The sequence below is a fragment of the Bacillus sp. 522_BSPC genome, from assembly GCF_001076885.1.
Lineage (GTDB): Bacteria > Bacillota > Bacilli > Bacillales > Cytobacillaceae > Niallia > Niallia hominis.
In genome coordinates, this window is record NZ_JVDT01000202.1 from 1 (window position 1) to 20,018 (window position 20,018).

A 20,018-nucleotide genomic window follows, 5' to 3' on the forward strand; every position below is an offset into this window, starting at 1 on the left:
GCACGAATAAAACAAGCATCTACTTTGGTGGATGCTTGTTTTTTATATGTATAAGTAAATAAGTGATAGGAATTTAAAAATATAAAAAGCAAAGTGAGAAAAGAACCGTACCTAGTCGATTCCCAGTGGACTAGGTACTTACTCGATTATTTAAAAATTGATAAATTAATTGAGGTCCTTTTTCAGCAGCAATTAATAAAAATGATTCAATAAATGGATAATCTTTATTCGGCATTGTTTTTAATAATTCACTCCACCATTCAATCTCGTATCTAGCAATCATACTTAAGTTATACAAAATTAAGTAGTGGGATAACATTTCATTTGAAAAACAAGGTCTTTCTTTATCAGAAGAAATAACATAAGATTTTTCTTTCGTATCCCATTTAATGAAATTATTATGAGGAAGAGGTTCAGAAAGTCGGATTAACAGCTCACTCCTATTTTCCTCTATTTCTTCTAAATGTATGCCATAATAATTTTCAAGATGATTTTTAAAATGATTACAGTTTGAATGATATAAATCTAAAATATGTTTTGGCAATGTAATAAGAGGCGGAAGATATTTCACTTGTAAAAATGTTGACTTCCCTTCTAATTGTTGAAATAAGCTAGATAATTCTGGGACCTGATTAAAGAGAAAATCCATTTTTACTTTTTCACCTTCCAAATTATCATAGGAGAACATTTTCTTAGCCATAAAAGTAAATAATCCGTTTTTTTGTATTTTAACTTCGTCTTGAAAAAATAAATACTGCTGCTTTTTTAGTTTTCTAGTTGAGACACCGTGGGCTAAAACAGAGGTGGAATTTGGATAGTTTGGATCCACTGTTAATAGGCATGCTTTTATTAAATGAACGAGACCGTAAAATAAAAGAATCGGCTGAATACTTAGTGGAGCTGTCTCGGCTTGTTGGTAATATAATTTTCCATGTTCTAAAAAATACATGAAAGGATAGCAGTTTTGATAGCTTTTTGTTTCCAAATCAGATATATATAGATCGCGATAACATTTTTTTAGAAAATTTTGGCTGTATTCTGCGGAAAAAAAACAACTAAAAGAGCTCCAGTCTTTATAATAATTGGGCATTTTTTAACTCTCCTTAAATTTTTTGAAAAATTAAACATATTAAACTGACCTTGACAGTATTTTATCCAATTGATAACCTACTAATAATATTTTTAACAATATGGAGGCGTTAAAATGTGGGAAAGTAAATTTGCAAAAGAAGGATTAACGTTTGATGATGTTCTTTTAATTCCAGCTAAATCGGAAGTATTGCCTCGAGATGTAAGCTTAAAGGTACAATTAGCGAAAAATCTTAACTTAAACATTCCGCTTATTAGTGCAGGAATGGATACTGTAACAGAAGCAGAAATGGCTATTGCTATTGCAAGACAAGGTGGATTGGGCATTATTCATAAAAATATGTCTATTGAGCAACAGGCAGAGCAGGTAGACAAAGTAAAGCGCTCAGAAAGTGGTGTAATCACAGATCCTTTCTTTTTAACTCCTGAACACCAAGTATTTGATGCAGAGCATCTAATGGGTAAATATCGTATCTCTGGTGTGCCAATTGTTAATAATAACGAGGAGCAAAAACTAGTGGGGATTCTTACTAACCGAGACCTTCGTTTTATTGAGGACTTTTCCATTAAAATTTCGGATGTTATGACAAAAGAGAATTTAGTAACGGCTCCAGTAGGAACTACATTAGAAGAAGCAGAAAAAATCTTACAAAGATACAAGATTGAAAAATTGCCTTTAATTAATGATGATGGGGTATTAAAGGGATTAATCACAATTAAGGATATAGAAAAAGTAATTGAATTCCCGCATTCAGCAAAAGATGCACAAGGGAGACTATTAGTTGGTGCAGCTGTTGGAGTAACGAGTGATGCATTAAAACGTGTAGAAATGCTTGTTAAATCCAATGTGGATGTAGTGGTAATTGATACAGCACATGGACACTCACAAGGGGTTTTAGACGGTATTAAAGACATTAGAAGGGCATTCCCTGATATAACAATTATCGCTGGTAATGTTGCTACTGCTGAAGGAACAAGATCTTTAATTGAAGCTGGAGCAGATATTGTTAAAGTTGGTATCGGACCAGGTTCCATTTGTACAACACGGGTAGTTGCAGGTGTAGGTGTTCCTCAAATTACGGCTGTTTATGATTGTGCTACGGAAGCTAGAAAACATGGTAAATCAATTATTGCTGACGGAGGAATTAAATACTCTGGTGATATCGTCAAAGCATTAGCAGCTGGTGGACATGCAGTTATGTTAGGAAGCTTGCTAGCTGGTGTATCTGAAAGTCCTGGAGAAACAGAAATTTTCCAAGGAAGAAGATTTAAAGTGTACAGAGGAATGGGTTCAGTTGCTGCGATGGAAAAAGGATCAAAAGATCGTTACTTCCAAGAGGATAACAAAAAATTTGTTCCTGAAGGTATTGAAGGTCGCCTTCCTTATAAAGGGCCACTTTCTGATACGATCTATCAATTAGTTGGTGGAATTCGCTCTGGTATGGGCTACTGTGGTACAAAGGATTTATATGAATTAAGAGAGAATGCTCAATTTGTAAAAATGACAGGTGCTGGCTTAAGAGAAAGTCACCCACATGATGTTCAAATTACGAAAGAAGCACCAAACTATTCCCTTTCTTAATATATATTATTAATGATTGGTTATAAAACTTTCCTTCATTTACAATAGACGGTGATCAATAGCGCTGTCTATTTTTTTTGTTTTTTTTATGTTAAACTGTACAAGGGAAATAATTAACTTAGAAAATAAAGCTAGATTAATAGATAAAATAGTTTTGGAGGTTTTAATATTGAAACAAGTAAAAAAGTGGACGGTGTCTTTCATCATTGCCGTACTATTCTTAAGTACACTATCAACAGTTCTACCATATCAAGCAAATGCTGCTGAAAATGATGAGCTTGGATTAGATGCAGGGGCAGCTATATTAGTGGATGCGAATACCGGAGAAATATTATATGAAAAAAATACGGACGAGCTTCTTGGAGTCGCTTCTATGTCAAAGATGATGACAGAATATATTGTTCTAGAATCAATAAAAAATGGGAAAATCTCTTGGGATCAAAAAGTAAAAATAAATAATTATATTCACAGACTGTCAGGTGCACCTGGGTTATCAAATGTAGGGTTGACTGAAGGGGAAGAATATACAGTTAAGGAATTGTATCAAGCAATGGCCATTCATTCAGGGAATGCTGCGACAGTTGCATTGGCAGAATTAATTGCAGGTACAGAAAAAAATTATATTAGTGTAATGAATCAAAAGGCTGAGGAATTAGGTTTAGAGGATTTTGAATTTGTAAACTCTTCTGGTTTAAACAATAGTGATTTATTGGGAAATATTCCAGCAGGAAGCAGTGAAGATGAAAATAAAATGTCAGCTAAAGCAGTTGCGAAATTAGCTTACCGTTTAATTCATGATTATCCGGAAATTTTAGAGACTTCTGGTATGCCAAGTCTGAAGTTTAGAGATGGTAGAGAATATAAAAACTTCAACTGGTTAATACCTTCGTTGATTTATGGATATGAAGGGGTAGATGGATTAAAAACAGGTTCTACAGACTATGCAAAATTCAATGTTACTGCTACAGCACAAAAAGAGAATCAACGTTATATTGTTGTTATTATGAAAAGTGAATCGAAGGATTCTCGTTTTGCTGAAGCAAGAAAAGTGCTAGACTATGCTTTTGGCAATTTCACTACGGAAGAAATTCTTCCTGCAAATTATGTCGATTCCAAAAATAAAACATTGGATGTAACCAAAGGAAAAGAAGATAAAGTAAGCATTGGTACTAAAGATGCTATTAACTTAGTAATCAAGAATAATGAAAAAGAAAATTATGTAGCAAAAGTTGTTTTAGATGAAAAGAAATTAAATGATGATGGGGAACTAACTGCTCCAATTAAAAAAGGAGATAAAGTTGGTTATGTAACCGTACAAACGAAAGACGGAAAAGAAGTGCCATTCTTAACTAGTGATGGAAAAGAAAAGGTACAAGTAGACCTAGTAGCAAACGAAACAGTTGAAAAAGCAAATTGGTTTGTTTTAGCTATGCGCGGTGTTGGTTCATTCTTTTCAAATGTATGGGGAAGTGTTTTTGATACAGTAAAAGGCTGGTTCTAATTAAATCTTTGTGAAAAAGTAAAAGACAATAATCTATTAGAAAATCGCATACATTTTAGAAATTGTAAGAAAAAGGGCTTCTTGTATTGACAGAAGCTCTTTTTTATTGTTTATTTTCATTAGGGAATAATAAGTTTCTTCTAAAGATTCCAATAATTTTTGTGTTAAATTGAGACTTTACAGGGGGCAAACAATGAAAACTGGTACTGATAGAGTAAAACGTGGAATGGCTGAAATGCAAAAGGGCGGAGTAATCATGGATGTTATTAATGCAGAACAAGCCAAAATTGCAGAGGAAGCAGGAGCAGTAGCAGTAATGGCTCTTGAACGAGTTCCTTCAGATATTCGCGCAGCTGGCGGAGTAGCTAGGATGGCTGACCCTACAATTGTAGAGGAAGTAATGAATGCAGTAACAATCCCTGTAATGGCAAAGGCACGTATTGGCCATATTGTCGAAGCAAGAGTGCTCGAAGCTATGGGCGTAGACTATATTGATGAGAGTGAAGTGTTAACTCCAGCAGACGAAGAGTTCCATTTAAATAAAAATGAATATACTGTTCCATTTGTTTGTGGATGTCGTGATCTAGGAGAAGCTGCAAGACGTATCGGTGAAGGTGCTTCTATGCTTCGTACAAAAGGGGAGCCAGGAACAGGAAATATTGTGGAGGCAGTCCGTCATATAAGAAAAGTAAATGCACAGGTACGTAAAGTTGTTCATATGAACGAAGATGAATTAATGACAGAAGCTAAGATTTTAGGTGCACCATATGACCTTCTTTTAGAAATAAAAAGATTAGGTCGTCTGCCAGTTGTTAATTTTGCTGCTGGTGGTGTTGCAACACCTGCTGATGCGGCTCTTATGATGCAACTAGGCGCAGATGGTGTATTTGTAGGATCTGGTATATTTAAATCAGACAACCCTGCGAAATTTGCTAGAGCAATAGTAGAAGCAACTACTCATTATCAAGATTATGAGCTAATTGCAGAAATTTCTAAAAATCTTGGAACAGCAATGAAAGGAATCGAAATTTCTAGTTTAAGCCCAGAAGCACGTATGCAAGAGCGTGGTTGGTAATATGAGTACCATGCCAAATATAAAAATAGGGGTACTTGGATTACAGGGAGCTGTAAGAGAACATGTGAAGGCTATTGAGGCGAATAATGCAGAGGCTATTATTATAAAGAAAAAAGAACAGCTAGATGAAATTGATGGATTTATCATTCCTGGTGGAGAAAGCACAACGATGCGAAGGTTAATAGATAAATATGACTTTATGGATGCACTTCAAACGTTTGCTCAATCTGGGAAGCCGATATTTGGAACATGTGCGGGTTTAATTTTATTAGCTAAATCCATTAAAGGCTATGATAAACCTCATATTGGTGTTATGGATGTGCAAGTCGAGCGTAATTCTTTTGGAAGACAAAGGGAGAGCTTTGAAGCAAACTTAGATATTGCAGGAGTTGCAGAGGATTTTACAGCTGTATTTATTCGTGCACCACATATCGTGAGCGTTGGGGAAAATGTAGAAGTGCTAGCTAAACATAATGATCGTATTGTGGCAGCGAGAGAGGGACAGTTCTTAGGTTGTTCTTTCCATCCTGAATTAACAGAAGATCATCGTTTAACTGGCTATTTTATAAATATGGCAATAGAAGCTAAGCAACACTTATTTGCATAAGTTGTTGAATTTCGGAAATAATTATAGTAAGATAAATGCAATTAATATATGGAATCTACTATGATAGGAAATAGTAACAGGTTACTTATTCTAAAAGAGAGCCGATGGTTGGTGTGAATCGGTGAATAAAGCTTGTGAATCCATCCTAGAGTAAAAACAAGGAACGCAATGATTGCTAGTAATTGTTTTCGGCTAAAAACCGTTATGATCTTTAAGGTGAAAAGCAGTTTTTGCTTTTAACTAGGGTGGCAACGCGGGTAACTCTCGTCCCTTTTTTGGGGACGGGAGTTTTTTGTTTTCCAAAAGAAACTTGAGAATTTCTAACAGAGGGCGTCTAACCTAAAAGAAGTAGATTGCATGTAGAAAAAAATGGGAGGAATAAAGAGATGTTAGATATTAAATTTGTTCGTGCTAATTTTGATTTTGTGAAAAGTCAATTACAGCATCGAGGAGAAGATTTATCAGAGCTTGAAAATTTTGAAGCATTGGATGTAAGACGTCGAGAGCTTATTGTTGAAACAGAACAATTAAAAAGCAAAAGAAATGAAGTATCACAGCAAGTAGCAGTTTTAAAAAGAGAGAAAAAAGATGCAGAGGCTCTTATTGTAGAAATGAGAGAAGTTGGCGAAAAAATTAAAGAATATGATAATGAGCTACGTGATGTGGAAGAAAAATTGCAAACCATTATGCTAGGAATTCCGAATCTTCCTCACGAGAGTGTTCCAGTAGGGGATACGGAAGATGATAACATTGAAATTAGAAAATGGGGCGAAATTAGAAAATTTGATTTTGAACCAAAGCCACATTGGGATGTTGCTACTGACTTAGATTTGCTAGATTTTGAAAGGGCAGCAAAAGTAACAGGAAGTCGTTTTGTATTTTATAAAGGTTTAGGGGCTAAACTAGAAAGAGCATTATTTAATTTTATGCTTGATTTGCATACAGAGGAACATGGGTATAAAGAGATTATTCCTCCTTTCCTAGTGAATAGAGCAAGTCTAACAGGTACAGGACAATTACCTAAGTTTGAAGAAGATGCTTTTTTAATAGAAAAAGAAGACTACTTCTTAATTCCAACTTCAGAGGTACCTGTAACCAACCTGCATAGAGATGAAATACTTGATGGGGACCAGCTTCCAATCAAATATGCAGCATTTAGCGCCAATTTCCGTTCAGAAGCAGGATCTGCAGGTAGAGATACAAGAGGTCTGATCAGACAGCATCAATTTAATAAAGTAGAGCTTGTGAAGTTTGTGAAACCAGAAGATTCTTATGAAGAGCTAGAGTCTTTAACAGGAAATGCAGAGAAAGTATTGCAGCTTCTAGGATTACCATACCGTGTTTTGAGTATGTGTACAGGAGATTTGGGCTTTACAGCGGCGAAAAAGTATGATGTGGAGGTATGGATTCCAAGCTATAATACATACCGTGAGATATCTTCTTGTAGTAATTTTGAGGCTTTCCAAGCGAGAAGAGCAAATATTCGCTTCCGCAGAGAGCCTAAAGGAAAACCGGAGCATGTGCACACATTAAATGGTTCTGGCCTTGCGATTGGAAGAACAGTTGCAGCTATTCTAGAAAATTATCAGCAAGCAGATGGAAGTGTTGTAATTCCTGAAGTACTTCGCCCTTATATGAGAAATAGAGAAGTAATTTCTCCTGAGTAAGGTAATAAATAGATAGATAAAAGGATATGACTTCTTGGAAGGGAGCAGCTCTTCCGAGAAGTTAGCTATTCTTAATTTAGTGTAGAAGAATACTATTATTAATGCATTTTTTATATGTTTTTTGATAAAAAAAATAAAAAATAAAAAAATGAAAAATATAGTTGACTTAATATTAAATAGATGATATATTATTACTTGTCTGATGGAGGAATACCCAAGTCCGGCTGAAGGGATCGGTCTTGAAAACCGACAGGCGGGTCAAACCGCGCAGGGGTTCGAATCCCCTTTCCTCCTCCATGATTTTTTAATTTACATTGCGCATAATATTTGGAGATATATGTGACCTGCTACTACGGTAGCAGGTTTTTATTGTTTACATAGACTATTTTGTAAAGTTTGTTGTAAAGATCTGCGACTCGAATCCACCTCAGTTTCCATGGAGCGAATCAGTTTTTCTAATTGATTTATTATTCCTATTGAAAATAGCAACAAACTTTTAGAAAACAACTTATATATATAGGATTTTCCTTATTGTTTTGGAATACAGTCAGCGAATCTTTCGAACAAGATGAAGCTGACTGTATTTGTAAACTAAGGAAAGTCCTTTTTATGCTTTATGGCTATAATTTTTTTGCTGAAGAATCGTTCCTATCTTTTCGATAATTGGTTCGATAGACTGTGTTCCGGCGATAGCGTCATATTCATTAATATTTAAACGAAGTACTGGGCATGCAGAGAAAGACTCAATCCAGTTTTCGTATCTTCCATGCATTTCTTTCCAATAATCAATCGGCGTTTGCTTCTCCATTTCTCGACCTCTTCGATCAATTCGCTGTAAAATATCATCAAGAGATCCTTCAAGGTATATTAACAAATCTGGATGTGGGAAATAAGGTGTCATCACCATTGCATCAAAAAGACTTGTATATGTTTCATAATCTACTTCTGACATTGTTCCTTTTTCATAATGCATTTTCGCGAATATGCCTGTGTCTTCATAAATGGAACGATCTTGAATAAATCCGCCGCCATATTCAAAGATTCTTTTTTGTTCTTTAAAGCGTTCTGCTAAAAAATATACTTGCAGATGGAAACTCCATCTACTAAAGTCATGATAAAATTTATCAAGATATGGATTTGTATCCACTTTCTCAAAGGAAGTTCGAAATTGCAAAGCATCTGCTAGTGCATTTGTTAGCGTTGATTTACCAACACCAACTGTTCCTGCAATCGTAATAACGGAATTGCTAGGAATATTATATTTTGTTCGTAGATTCATGTTTAAAGGCTCCTATATTTAAAGTTTCTTTTATTGTGTCAATAATTTTTACTAAGTCTTGTTTATTTTGAACAAAGTCCAGTGTATCTCCATTGAAATCTAATACAGGAATATGTGGATTATTTTTTTTGAAGTCATTCATGACAATATCATAATCAGAAGCTAGCTGTTCTAAATAAAGAGGACTAATATTTTTTTCAATGTCTCTATCTCTTTTTTTGATTCGTGCCATTATTGTATCCAAGCTGGCATGTAAGTAAATAATAATATTCGGCATCGGTAAGTCTTCTGTTAACACCTCATATATACGAACATATTTCTGTAAATCATTATCCTGTAAAGATCTTTTAGCAAAAATAAGGTTTTTTAATATATGATAATCTGCAACTACAGGAATATTTTTAGATAGATAATGGTCTCTTGTATCGTTTAACTGCTTAAATCGATTACATAGGAAAAACATTTCTGTCTGAAAACTCCATTCATCAATGTTTTCATAAAATTTTCCGAGGAAAGGATTTTCTTCGACAATTTCTTTTAGAAGCTCGTATTGAAAGTACTCTGAGAGTAATTTAGCTAAAGAAGTTTTCCCAACTCCAATAGGTCCTTCTACTGTAATAAAAGGGATACTATTCACACTTGTCCCTCCTGTTCTCTTATTTTTAAGGAGCAAAGATTTTTAAAAGGCTTGTAGATTAGCCTAACAACTATTTTGCGTGTAAAGCCTATACAAACAATTGCTTCCTTTAGTAGGTAATAAAAATAGTACAAGAGTCATTTTAACACATGAAGAGTGATGTGGACATATGCATGTTTTTTCCTGAAGTATTATTACGGCTTATTTCAAATAGAACTATTGGTTAATGAATGATTACCCTAGTTAGAGGATAAAAGAGTAAAAAAATTTTGAATTTTATATTGCTAAATTTTTGATTTATGGTAGTATATGGGTAAAGTTTATAAATGAATCACTAGGGGATCCCTTGATAAGGGCTGAGAATAAAGTAGTTACTTTTTAAACCCTCAAAACCTGAACAGGTTCGTACCTGCGTAGGAAAGTGGAGTATCTTTAAATATGCGTGTCTAATGAACTTTTCATTAGGCGTAGTTTATTAACCACTTTTCTATAATTGGAAAAGTGGATTTTGGTGTTTTCAGCCACTTTTCCTTCTAAATGATAAGTTGGGGTGATGAATATTAAGATAATGGCTGTCACAGATAACAAACATACCTTAAAGAAGCTTTTATCAATTTTATTAGAAATCCATCCATATGTGGATTATCTGCAAATTAGAGAGAAAGACAAAAGTCCAAAAGAAATTTATAGGCTATGTGATTATTTGCTTAAGGAAGGGGTACCTGCAAGAAAAATAATTGTTAATGATCGTCTTGATATTGCGCTATTGCATTCGTTAAAAAATGTCCATTTACCGACAAGTGGAGTGTCTGTTAATGATGTGAAAACAAGGTTTCCAAAAATGTATATAGGTGTATCTGTTCATAGCAAAGAAGAAGCAATTCTAGCAGATAAAGAGATTGCAGATTATGTCATATACGGCCATTGCTATCCTACAAATAGTAAAAAAGGAAAGCCTCCTATCGTGTTGTCCTCTATCTCTGAAATAAAAAGAAATATATCTATTCCACTGTATGCTATAGGGGGAATTACGGAGAATCAAATAGAAGAACTAGCGAGTTTTGGTGTGGATGGAGTGGCTATTATGTCAGCTATTTTTTCATCATCTGATCCATTAAAGGTAGTGCAAAGTATGAGAGAAAGATGTGAAGAGCTTGGAAACGAAGAAGTTTGATGTTGCAATTATTGGTGGTGGAATTATCGGTAGTTCTATCGCTTACTATTTGGCAAAAGAGAAGAGAAAGGTAGCTATTTTCGAAGCACAGCAAATGGGCGGAAAATCAACAAGTGCTGCAGCTGGAATGCTAGGTGCTCACTCCGAGTATAAAGAATTTATGCAGCTCTATCCATTTGCAAGAAGTAGCCAGCTTTTATATAAGGAACTTTATGAAGAGATAAAAGAACTAACAACTATTGATTTTGAAAAGAAAAATGGTGGATTATTGAAGCTTGCTTATTCAGAGGAAGAAAAGAGAGACCTGGAATCTATTCTTTCCTTATCGTCAGTGGAATGGTTGGATTGCACAGAAGCAAGAGAAAAAGTACCTCAGCTAGCAGCAGATATTGTAGGAGCAGCTTATTTAAAAGAGGATATACATATTACCCCATTAATAGCATGTAATGGTCTAAGTAAAGGAGCTAAGCTATTAGGAGCCGAAATTTATGAATATACCCGTGTATTAAGAGTGGAAAAGAATGGAATGGGATATGTGCTGAAAACGTCGCAAGGGACCTTTTTAACAGATAATGTTGTCGTTGCGAGTGGTGTGTGGAGTAATTACTTTTTTCAGCAATTAGGATTACCTCATGAAATTATTCCAGTAAAGGGCGAATGTGTGGCCGCGTTAAATGATGGAGCTCCGTTACATTATTCTGTATTTCATGACCAATTTTATATTGTACCTAGAAATAATAATGAGCTTGTTATTGGTGCGACGAAAAAATGGAATGATTGGACTGAAGATCCTTCCCTTGATGGACTACAAGAAGTGATAAAAAAAGCAAAAAGAATGATACCGGAAGTTGGAAAGATGAAATGGAAGCGGGCATGGGCGGGACTTAGACCACAAACTTATGACGGATATCCATTTATAGGAGAGCATCCAGAGATGAAAGGCTTATATTTTGCAACAGGGCATCAACGAAATGGCATATTATTAGCACCAGCTACAGGGAAGATGATTCGTGATTTAATGATTGGTTCACCTGTAGAGAAACGGTGGGTAGATGCATTTAAAGTGGAGCGTCATGATTTTATGCATAGGGAGGGAAGTAAGTAATTGATCATCCAATTGAATGGGAAGGAACAGCAGCTGCCGGAGAATGTAGTTACAGTGGAAGATTTATTGCATTTATTTGCATTAAATAATCGTATTGTGATTGTGGAGATAAATAAAAATATTTTACGAAAAGAGCACTATCAAGCTCATCTATTAAAAGAAAAAGACAAAGTCGAATTAATTCATTTTGTTGGAGGAGGGTAAACATGTTAACAATAGCTAATCGCACGTTTCAGTCTCGTTTATTACTTGGAACAGGGAAATATCCGTCACTTGAGGTGCAAAAAAAGGCTGTAGAAGTATCACAAAGTGAGATTCTAACCTTTGCTGTACGGAGGATGAATATATTTGAAGAATCACAGCCGAACTTTTTAGAGCAATTAGATTTAAAAAGATATACGCTCCTTCCTAATACAGCAGGCGCAAAAACAGCTGAGGAAGCGGTAAGAATCGCTAAGCTTGCAAAAGCATCTGGATTATGTGACATGATTAAAGTTGAAGTAATCGGGTGTGATAAATCGCTGCTGCCAGATCCTGTAGAAACTTTAAAGGCTTCTGAGCAGTTGTTAGAAGAAGGATTTATTGTATTGCCTTATACTTCTGATGATGTAGTGCTTGCTAGACGGCTAGAACAGTTAGGGGTACATGCCATTATGCCTGGCGCTTCGCCAATTGGGTCTGGAAAAGGAATTATCAACCCATTAAATTTACAATTTATTATTGAACAAAGCGCGATTCCTGTTATTGTAGACGCAGGAATCGGTTCTCCAAAGGATGCAGCATATGCTATGGAGCTTGGAGCAGATGGGGTACTTTTGAATACGGCAGTTTCCAATGCGAAAGACCCAGTTACAATGGCATATGCCATGAAGCTAGCGATCGAAGCAGGCCGATTAGGATATGAAGCAGGAAGAATAGAAGAGAAAAATTATGGAGTCGCAAGTAGTCCTTTGACAGGGATGATTACATCTTGACTAGTCGCTTTTTGAAACAAGCATTATTTATTGGAAAAGATGGGCAAATAAAAATTGAAAATAGTCACGCTGTTATTTTAGGAGCTGGAGCTTTAGGATCGGCAGTGTCTGAGATGCTAGTTAGAGCGGGAATAGGAAAACTCACCATTATTGATCGTGATTACGTGGAACAAAGTAATCTGCAAAGACAGCAGCTATATACAGAAGAGGATGCGGCGAAAAAGCTTCCTAAAGCAATTGCTGCAGAAAAAAGACTAAAGGAAATTAACAGTCATACACTTATTGAGTCGATTGTAGAGGATATTAACTATCATACGGTGGAAAAATTTATTCGTGGTGCATCTATTTTAATGGATGGAACGGATAATTTTGAAACAAGAATGGTGATAAATGATGCTGCGATTAAGCATCATATTCCTTTTCTATTTGGAGCTTGTGTTGGGAGCTATGGGCTTTCTTATCCAGTTATTGGAGAACATGCTCCTTGTCTCCATTGTTTAATTGAAAAGCTTCCTTCTCAACATATTACATGTGATACGGCGGGTGTTATTAGTCCCATCGTTCAGTGGGTTGCTGCCATGCAAGTATCACAAGCAATGCAGATTCTTGCAGGTAAAACAGTATGGCCAGTCCTTCGTTCTTTTGATATTTGGAAAATGGAATATGCGGAAGTGAATGTTGCGGCATTAAGAAATAACAGCTGTCCTTCTTGTGGGGACGATGCTGACTTTCCGTATTTATCAGCGCAAAAACAAACGAAAGCGGCTGTACTGTGTGGGAGAGATGCGGTTCATATTCGTCCGCCTATTTTTAAGGAATTGGATTTATATGGGCTCTCGCAACGGTGGAAATCTCTGGTGGAAAACTTAATTGCAAATCCCTATTTAGTTTCTTTTCATTATGATGGTTATCGAGTTATCCTATTTAAGGATGGTCGTGCTATTATTCATGGAACCTCAGAGGTTAGTATGGCAAAGTCAATATATACAAAATTAATTGGTTAGAAGATGCATAAAAAGGAAAGGTCTGATTGAAAAAGAGACCTTTCCTTTTGTATTTAAGTTCTTTTTGTTACTTGGAAATTATCTACTATTAAAAGCCAATTTTGAGGAAATGGCAACCCTAATTTCCAATAGCTGATTCCTCTTAAATTTAATTCTTTAATTAAATTGAATTTAGCTTGAATGGAGCGGGCGTCCTCAAACCATACTTCATGTAATTTCCCTGCACTATCTGTGTATTTAAAATAAGGAGCCTGTGCTTTCTGATCATAAAGAATAGCGACATTATTATCAGCTGCAAGCTGTATTGCTGCTTGAGGACTAAGTGCTTTTGCAATGGATCTTTCAACGAATGGCAGTGTCCAATCATATCCATAAAGATTTTGCCCCATCATAATTTTAGAAGAGGGAATTTCGGTGATTGCATATTCGAGTACCTCTCTTACAGGCCCAATAGGAGAAACAGCCATAGCAGGTCCGCCACTATAGCCCCATTCATATGTCATGATGACAACAAAATCAACAATTTCTCCGTGGGCTTTGTAATCATGTCCTTCGTACCATTTTCCTTTTTGATCGGCACTTGTTTTAGGAGCCAAAGCAGTAGATAATAGCCAGCCTTCTTGTGAAAAACGATTTTTGGCTTTACGCAGGAAGGAGTTATAGGCTTCCCGATCAACTGGTCTTAAATATTCAAAATCAAAATGGATATCTTTAAATCCGTATTTTTTAGCGGTCGCAACTATATTATTGATAAAGTTATTTTGGATGGTTTCATCATTTAATAGGATTCTTCCTAATTCATCACTAAATTGATCGTTCTCCTGGTTCGTAATGACCATCATGAGTACATTTCTATTTCTTTGGGCAATGCTAGGGAAATTATTGAGGATCGGTTCTTTTAAGCTTCCATCCCGTAATGCTTGAAAACTAAAAGGAGCGAGATAGGTTAAATAGGGAGCGGCTTCTCGCGCGCTTGCCTCTAAATTAGGGGCAACAGATGTTCCTCTTGGTTCCACATATGCATTAGTATCAACTGGTCTTTTTGGACGATCTGGAATGTATAAACGTAAGCCGACTTGTAAAGATTGGTTCACAGGAATGGAATTAATAGTGGCTAATTGTTCATAATTTAATCGGAATCTTTGAGCGATAGACCAGAGGCTGTCTCCTGGCTGTACCCAATAAAAGCTGCCGATGATGGGAATGACTAGTGCTTGCCCTATTGTTAATCGATCCGGATTTGGCAGGTCGTTCGCTTCTACCAAATCATTAACTGTAGTACCGTATGCAGCTGCAATGCCTGTTAAGGTTTGATTATTGCTGACAACATGAATTTGCATATTCTTCCCTCCTGATAAGGATACATTATTACAGCTTATGAGGAAGAAAGAGGAGAAATGCTCGTGTTTTCTTTGAATGTAAATATTTTTGCACGCATAACATTTTTCATCATTCGAATAGCATAGTGATTATCTTCATCGTCAACAGAAGCAATACAATTATCTGGGATAAGAAGTGGATATTCTCGCATATAGGCGTCATTTGCAGTAAATAACACGCAAATATTGCCAGCAATTCCGCTAAGGATAAGCTTTTTTACTTGCAACTGGGTAAGTAATGTATGTAAGGCTGTCCCATAAAAAGCAGAATGTCTTGGTTTTATTAAAAAATAATCTTTGTCAGTTGGCTTTATTTTGCCAATAACAGATTCGCTTTTTTCATTTTTACAATACTCTATTACTTTGTTCAATTCTGCTTGCCATAAATTATAGTGATCATTGATATAGATGATTGGAATATTTTCTTTATCACATTGTTTCTTTAGTAATTGGATTTGATCTGCAATTTTTAATGCCTTTTCTGCTAAAATATTTCCATGCTCAAAATTAAAGTCATTAATCATATCAATAATTAACAGAGCTGTTTCAGATGATTCCATACGGTTCTCCTTTTCTATGTAAAATGGTAGAATGAAGCATTGGTTCTAGTTGTAAAGAAAAATCAATCAGTCCATCCAACAACTTTCTCTCGTTTGGCTAAAGTGGAATGGTTGTGATTAATTATCTAGTTTACTTAGTTTAAATCAAAGAAGAAATTTCATAACAAATTTTGTGTTTTTATATAGGTGGGCTGTAAGAATGGAAGAAAAACAAGATCAATTATTTATGAAAATAGCGATAGAGGAAGCACAGAAAGCGGCAGAAATTGGAGAAGTGCCTATTGGAGCAGTTGTTGTCTATAGGGGGGAGGTAATAGCAAGAGCACATAACTTAAGAGAAACAGATCAATCTGCTGTTGCCCATGCAGAATTACTCGCCATTGAAAAAGCTTGTAAAGTATTGGGTACGTGGAGGTTAGAAGAAGCAACACTTTATGTTACTCTTGAGCCATGTGCGATGTGTTCTGGCGCTATTCTACTGTCACGTATTCCTCGAGTAGTTTATGGAGCTGCTGATCCAAAGGGAGGTTGTGCTGGTACCTTTATGAATTTACTTCAAGATAGTCGGTTTAATCATCAGAGTGAAGTGGCTTCTGGTATATTAGACCAAGAATGCGGACAGTTATTAACTTCTTTTTTTCAGGAAATTAGAAATCGTAGAAAGGAAGAAAAAAGACAAAAGACAAGTAAAAATGATCTTTACAATAATTAACAAATGCTTTATGTTGATTTTTCCTTTCATTATCAGTATACTAAGAGTGTGTCTTAAGGACACCTAATATTCGGTATCAATTTTGTCGTGCTAAGCGGGGAGGTAGCGGTGCCCTGTACTCGCAATCCGCTCTAGCGAGGCTGAATTCCTTTCTGAGGCTGGTATCCTGTAGGGTCTGCCTTAAGTAAGTGGTGTTGACGTCCGGGTCCTGCGCAATGGGAATCCATGAACCATGTCAGGTCCGGAAGGAAGCAGCATTAAGTGGACACCCCCATGTGCCGCAGGGTTACCTGGACCGAGCTAACTACTTAAGTAACGCTTATGGGTGCCAGTCGATGAAAGGTGCACGGCAGCTTAATTTATACATACAAAACTCATCCACTAGGATGAGTTTTTTTGTAAGATGAAAACGAATAAATGAGCGGTTTTTACTTAAATAGAAAGAAGTGCCGTGGTTTTTCTTTTTTAAAGGGAAGCTATTTAGATGCCTTTATGTATGCTATTATGGATGTAAAAATATACATGGATAAGCTATAATAATTGTATGAATAAAAAATGGAGGGTACTATGAACTATCAAGCTTTATATCGGGTTTGGCGTCCTCAGCAGTTTATAGATGTAGTAGGGCAGGAACACGTAACAAAGACATTGCAAAATGCCCTTCTTCAACAAAAAATATCTCACGCTTACTTGTTCTCTGGACCAAGGGGAACAGGGAAAACAAGTGCAGCAAAAATATTAGCAAAGGCTGTTAACTGTGAGAGAGCACCAATTGGTGAACCTTGTAATGAGTGCGATGCGTGTAGGGGCATTACAGATGGTACTATACCAGATGTAATCGAAATAGATGCTGCTTCTAACAATGGAGTAGAAGAAATAAGGGATATAAGAGATAAGGTTAAATTTGCTCCTAGCTCTGTACCTTATAAAGTTTATATTATCGATGAAGTGCATATGCTATCAATTGGAGCATTTAATGCTCTTTTGAAAACATTGGAGGAACCCCCTAAACATGTAATCTTTATTTTGGCCACTACTGAACCTCACAAAATTCCTTTAACGATTATTTCAAGATGTCAGCGATTTGATTTTAGACGGATTACATCGCAAGCGATTGTCAATCGAATGAGATTGATTATGGATGAGTCAGCAATCTCCTGTGAGGAAAAAGCATTGCAAATGATTGCAAGAGCGGCAGATGGTGGAATGCGTGATGCGTTAAGTTTGCTAGATCAAGCTATTTCTTATAGCAATGAAGTAGTTACAGTCGAAGATGCTCTTACCGTAACTGGAGCTGTTTCCCAAAACTTTTTAAATACTTTATCTAAAGCTATTTTAGATGGAGACACTGTAAGAGGTCTTCAATCATTAGATGAATTACTTCTTGCAGGAAAAGACTCTAATCGATTTATTGAAGATTTTATCTTTTTTTATCGAGATATGCTGCTATATAAAACAGCGCCTCGCTTAGAAGAATCATTAGAGCGAGTTTTGTTAGATGATGATTTCAAAGATCTTGCAGAAACGTATACACATGAACAAATTTATGAGCTTATTCGCGTATTAAATAAAACGCAGCAAGATATGCGCTGGACCAATCATCCTAGAATCTTTTTAGAAGTGGCGATTGTGAATCTGTGCCAGCTAGAGACGGCGACTTCATCTGGACAAGCACAGGTGAGTATCCCAGAAATACAATCTTTACTTGATAAGATAACTTCTTTAGAACAAGAAGTTTCGAACCTCAAGCAAAATGGAGTATCTGTAGCAGTGGAAACACAGACAATACAGAAAAAAGCTAGAACGAATAGAAAAGGATTCCAAGCTCCATTAGGTAAAATAACGGAGACTCTAAAAAATGCAACGAAGCAAGAACTACAAAAAGTAAAAAGTAATTGGGGAGCAATGCTAAATACGCTAGTCCAAAATCAAATGAGATCACAGGCAGCGTTATTGAATGAAGCAGAACCAGTTGCTGCATCATCTGACTCTTTGATTATTAAGTTTAAATATGAAATCCACTGTCAAATGGCATTAGATAATGGTAAATTTATAGAGACGATTACTAATTCTTTGTATCAGCTTACAGGTACAAGGTATAATTTATTAGGAGTACCGGAAGAACAATGGCTCACTATAAGGGAAGACTTTCTAAATAGTTCTCATCATGCAGAGTCTGATGAGGAAGACGAAGAAATACGTCAAGATAATCCTGTTGTCTTGGAAGCAATAAAATTATTTGGTGAAGAATTATTAGAAGTGAAGGATTAATTTTGAACCTATTGGTTATATATGTACATAATATGTAGATAAACCAATGGAAACTATAAACTGGAGGTAATGATAAATGCGTGGAATGGGAAATATGCAAAATATGATGAAGCAAATGCAAAAAATGCAAAAGAAAATGGCTGAAGCTCAAGAGCAACTTGGTGAGGAGAAAATTGAAGGAACAGCAGGGGGCGGAATGGTAACTGTAGTTGTATCAGGTCATAAAGAAATTCTTGATGTCATTATTAAGGAAGAGGTTGTCGATCCAGAAGATGTAGAAATGTTGCAAGATCTAGTTCTAGCAGCAACAAATGATGCATTAAAAAAAGCGGATGAACTTACTAACTCTACTATGGGTCAGTTTACAAAAGGATTAAATCTTCCTGGAATGTTTTAAGGAGGGAGATTATGCATTATCCTGAACCTATATCAAAGCTGATTGACAGCTTTATGAAATTGCCAGGCATCGGGCCTAAAACGGCCTCAAGACTGGCTTTTTTTGTATTAAATATGAAAGAAGATACAGTATTAGATTTCGCAAAGGCACTTGTTAATGCAAAAAGAAACCTTACTTATTGCTCTGTTTGTGGGCATATAACAGACCAAGATCCATGTTATATATGTGAAGATAGCAGAAGAGACCGAAGTATTATATGTGTAGTTCAAGATCCTAAAGATGTAATAGCGATGGAAAAGATGAAAGAATATAACGGACTTTATCATGTGCTTCATGGTGCTATTTCTCCGATGGATGGTATAGGACCAGAAGATATTAATGTACCTTCTTTAATAAAAAGATTGCAAGATGATGAAGCGCAAGAGGTTATTATGGCAACCAATCCGAATATAGAGGGAGAAGCAACAGCCATGTATATCTCACGTCTTCTTAAACCGTCAGGAATTAAAATCACAAGAATTGCCCATGGTTTACCAGTAGGTGGCGATTTAGAATACGCAGATGAGGTTACACTATCTAAAGCATTAGAAGGTAGAAGAGAAGTGTAAGAACAGGAGGGCTAGTGATGTTCTTTCAAAGAAAAGGGAAGTTAAGGAAGGATTTCGATGAAAAGCTATTAGTCCAATTTAATCATTTAAAGAAAGAATGGTTAAATGATAAGAGTCTATTAGATAAAAGTTTTGATCCTTCCGATGAAGTAATTAGCGCTGCTAAACTGTCAGAAGCAAAATACTTTTTCCTATTTAAAGAAGCAAAACAAAGAAAAATAAACTTATTAAAATAATAAACAGACCGAGTGAAAACTTATTTTTGCTCGGTCTGTTCTTTTTTGTTTTTTATTCTTTTCCATTATTATTGGAGATTAGAGCATAATGGAACAAAGTAATCTTTTGTTTAAATAATAGGCTCTGTTAAAGTTTAATGTTGATATTTCTTATAAAACGA

Annotated in this window: 20 protein-coding genes, 1 tRNA gene, 1 other RNA gene, 1 riboswitch and 1 other annotated feature; of the genes, 17 read left to right on the forward strand and 5 right to left on the reverse strand. The window is 35.7% G+C overall.

The features are described from left to right. Positions 1 to 130: 130 nt before the first annotated feature. Positions 131 to 1,090, reverse strand: coding sequence for a YaaC family protein (locus tag ADJ83_RS16940; RefSeq protein WP_031539246.1), 960 nt, complete (start codon positions 1,088 to 1,090; stop codon positions 131 to 133). A gap of 114 nt (positions 1,091 to 1,204) precedes the next feature. On the opposite strand from ADJ83_RS16940, the gene guaB reads away from it, so the two are divergent. From guaB to ADJ83_RS16970, 6 genes are all read left to right on the forward strand, one after another. Then, positions 1,205 to 2,671, forward strand: coding sequence for an IMP dehydrogenase (guaB, locus tag ADJ83_RS16945; RefSeq protein ID WP_048718493.1), 1,467 nt, complete (start codon positions 1,205 to 1,207; stop codon positions 2,669 to 2,671). Positions 2,672 to 2,840: 169 nt separating this feature from the next. Beyond that, positions 2,841 to 4,172 carry a D-alanyl-D-alanine carboxypeptidase family protein gene (locus ADJ83_RS16950; RefSeq protein WP_048718495.1) on the forward strand — a complete coding sequence of 444 codons (1,332 nt, stop codon included), beginning with the start codon at positions 2,841 to 2,843 and terminating at the stop codon, positions 4,170 to 4,172. A gap of 193 nt (positions 4,173 to 4,365) precedes the next feature. After that, on the forward strand, positions 4,366 to 5,247 hold the full coding sequence (pdxS, locus tag ADJ83_RS16955) for a pyridoxal 5'-phosphate synthase lyase subunit PdxS (RefSeq protein ID WP_048718496.1): 882 nt from the start codon (positions 4,366 to 4,368) through the stop codon (positions 5,245 to 5,247). Between the two features lies 1 nt (position 5,248). Further along, positions 5,249 to 5,854, forward strand: a complete 606-nt coding sequence (gene pdxT / locus ADJ83_RS16960; RefSeq protein ID WP_396953905.1) for a pyridoxal 5'-phosphate synthase glutaminase subunit PdxT — start codon at positions 5,249 to 5,251, stop codon at positions 5,852 to 5,854. A gap of 51 nt (positions 5,855 to 5,905) precedes the next feature. Beyond that, positions 5,906 to 6,129, forward strand: a binding site (T-box leader). 111 nt (positions 6,130 to 6,240) lie between these two features. After that, a complete protein-coding gene (gene serS, locus ADJ83_RS16965; protein ID WP_048718497.1) occupies positions 6,241 to 7,521 on the forward strand; it encodes a serine--tRNA ligase in 1,281 nt (426 codons plus the stop codon). Positions 7,522 to 7,725: 204 nt separating this feature from the next. After that, positions 7,726 to 7,818 (forward strand) — tRNA-Ser (locus ADJ83_RS16970). Between the two features lie 310 nt (positions 7,819 to 8,128). Here the strand turns inward: ADJ83_RS16970 and ADJ83_RS16975 are convergent. Both ADJ83_RS16975 and ADJ83_RS16980 read right to left on the reverse strand, forming a co-directional pair. After that, positions 8,129 to 8,800 carry a deoxynucleoside kinase gene (locus tag ADJ83_RS16975; RefSeq protein WP_031539253.1) on the reverse strand — a complete coding sequence of 224 codons (672 nt, stop codon included), beginning with the start codon at positions 8,798 to 8,800 and terminating at the stop codon, positions 8,129 to 8,131. After that, complete coding sequence (locus ADJ83_RS16980) at positions 8,778 to 9,437, reverse strand: deoxynucleoside kinase (protein ID WP_031539255.1); 660 nt, start codon at positions 9,435 to 9,437, stop codon at positions 8,778 to 8,780. The genes ADJ83_RS16975 and ADJ83_RS16980 overlap by 23 nt, the downstream gene beginning before the upstream one ends. A gap of 326 nt (positions 9,438 to 9,763) precedes the next feature. Continuing rightward, positions 9,764 to 9,874, forward strand: a riboswitch (TPP riboswitch). Between the two features lie 116 nt (positions 9,875 to 9,990). Here ADJ83_RS16980 and ADJ83_RS16985 point away from each other — a divergent pair. From ADJ83_RS16985 to ADJ83_RS17005, 5 genes are read left to right on the forward strand one after another with little or no spacing between them, the layout of a single operon-like run. Beyond that, positions 9,991 to 10,611, forward strand: a complete 621-nt coding sequence (locus tag ADJ83_RS16985; RefSeq protein WP_231512591.1) for a thiamine phosphate synthase — start codon at positions 9,991 to 9,993, stop codon at positions 10,609 to 10,611. Next, positions 10,592 to 11,716 (forward strand): glycine oxidase ThiO, encoded by a 1,125-nt coding sequence (thiO, locus tag ADJ83_RS16990; protein WP_048718498.1) that lies wholly within the window; start codon positions 10,592 to 10,594, stop codon positions 11,714 to 11,716. The genes ADJ83_RS16985 and thiO overlap by 20 nt, the downstream gene beginning before the upstream one ends. Continuing rightward, entirely contained in the window at positions 11,717 to 11,920 is a 204-nt protein-coding gene (thiS, locus tag ADJ83_RS16995; RefSeq protein WP_031539258.1) for a sulfur carrier protein ThiS, read from the forward strand. Between the two features lie 2 nt (positions 11,921 to 11,922). Then, on the forward strand, positions 11,923 to 12,690 hold the full coding sequence (locus ADJ83_RS17000; RefSeq protein WP_031539259.1) for a thiazole synthase: 768 nt from the start codon (positions 11,923 to 11,925) through the stop codon (positions 12,688 to 12,690). Continuing rightward, positions 12,687 to 13,694 carry a ThiF family adenylyltransferase gene (locus ADJ83_RS17005; protein WP_031539260.1) on the forward strand — a complete coding sequence of 336 codons (1,008 nt, stop codon included), beginning with the start codon at positions 12,687 to 12,689 and terminating at the stop codon, positions 13,692 to 13,694. The genes ADJ83_RS17000 and ADJ83_RS17005 overlap by 4 nt, the downstream gene beginning before the upstream one ends. A 53-nt stretch (positions 13,695 to 13,747) precedes the next feature. Here the strand turns inward: ADJ83_RS17005 and ADJ83_RS17010 are convergent, their stop codons facing one another. Continuing rightward, positions 13,748 to 15,034, reverse strand: coding sequence for a glycosyl hydrolase family 18 protein (locus ADJ83_RS17010; RefSeq protein WP_048718499.1), 1,287 nt, complete (start codon positions 15,032 to 15,034; stop codon positions 13,748 to 13,750). Between the two features lie 35 nt (positions 15,035 to 15,069). Then, the gene (locus ADJ83_RS17015) at positions 15,070 to 15,633 is read right to left on the reverse strand and encodes an isochorismatase family cysteine hydrolase (protein ID WP_031539262.1); all 564 of its coding nucleotides are present in this window, start codon (positions 15,631 to 15,633) and stop codon (positions 15,070 to 15,072) included. 199 nt (positions 15,634 to 15,832) lie between these two features. On the opposite strand from ADJ83_RS17015, the gene tadA reads away from it, so the two are divergent. The 6 genes from tadA to ADJ83_RS17040 all read left to right on the forward strand — a co-directional run bounded on the left by tadA (position 15,833) and on the right by ADJ83_RS17040 (position 19,857). Next, positions 15,833 to 16,345, forward strand: coding sequence for a tRNA adenosine(34) deaminase TadA (tadA, locus tag ADJ83_RS17020; protein ID WP_031539263.1), 513 nt, complete (start codon positions 15,833 to 15,835; stop codon positions 16,343 to 16,345). 85 nt (positions 16,346 to 16,430) lie between these two features. Beyond that, positions 16,431 to 16,695: signal recognition particle sRNA large type (gene ffs / locus ADJ83_RS24615), an RNA gene on the forward strand. Between the two features lie 217 nt (positions 16,696 to 16,912). Next, on the forward strand, positions 16,913 to 18,616 hold the full coding sequence (dnaX, locus tag ADJ83_RS17025; protein WP_048718500.1) for a DNA polymerase III subunit gamma/tau: 1,704 nt from the start codon (positions 16,913 to 16,915) through the stop codon (positions 18,614 to 18,616). Between the two features lie 76 nt (positions 18,617 to 18,692). Further along, positions 18,693 to 19,013, forward strand: coding sequence for a YbaB/EbfC family nucleoid-associated protein (locus ADJ83_RS17030; RefSeq protein WP_031539265.1), 321 nt, complete (start codon positions 18,693 to 18,695; stop codon positions 19,011 to 19,013). An 11-nt stretch (positions 19,014 to 19,024) separates the two neighbouring features. Next, positions 19,025 to 19,621 carry a recombination mediator RecR gene (recR, locus tag ADJ83_RS17035; protein ID WP_016205308.1) on the forward strand — a complete coding sequence of 199 codons (597 nt, stop codon included), beginning with the start codon at positions 19,025 to 19,027 and terminating at the stop codon, positions 19,619 to 19,621. Positions 19,622 to 19,638: 17 nt separating this feature from the next. Beyond that, positions 19,639 to 19,857, forward strand: coding sequence for a YaaL family protein (locus ADJ83_RS17040; protein WP_048718501.1), 219 nt, complete (start codon positions 19,639 to 19,641; stop codon positions 19,855 to 19,857). Positions 19,858 to 20,018 lie beyond the last annotated feature (161 nt).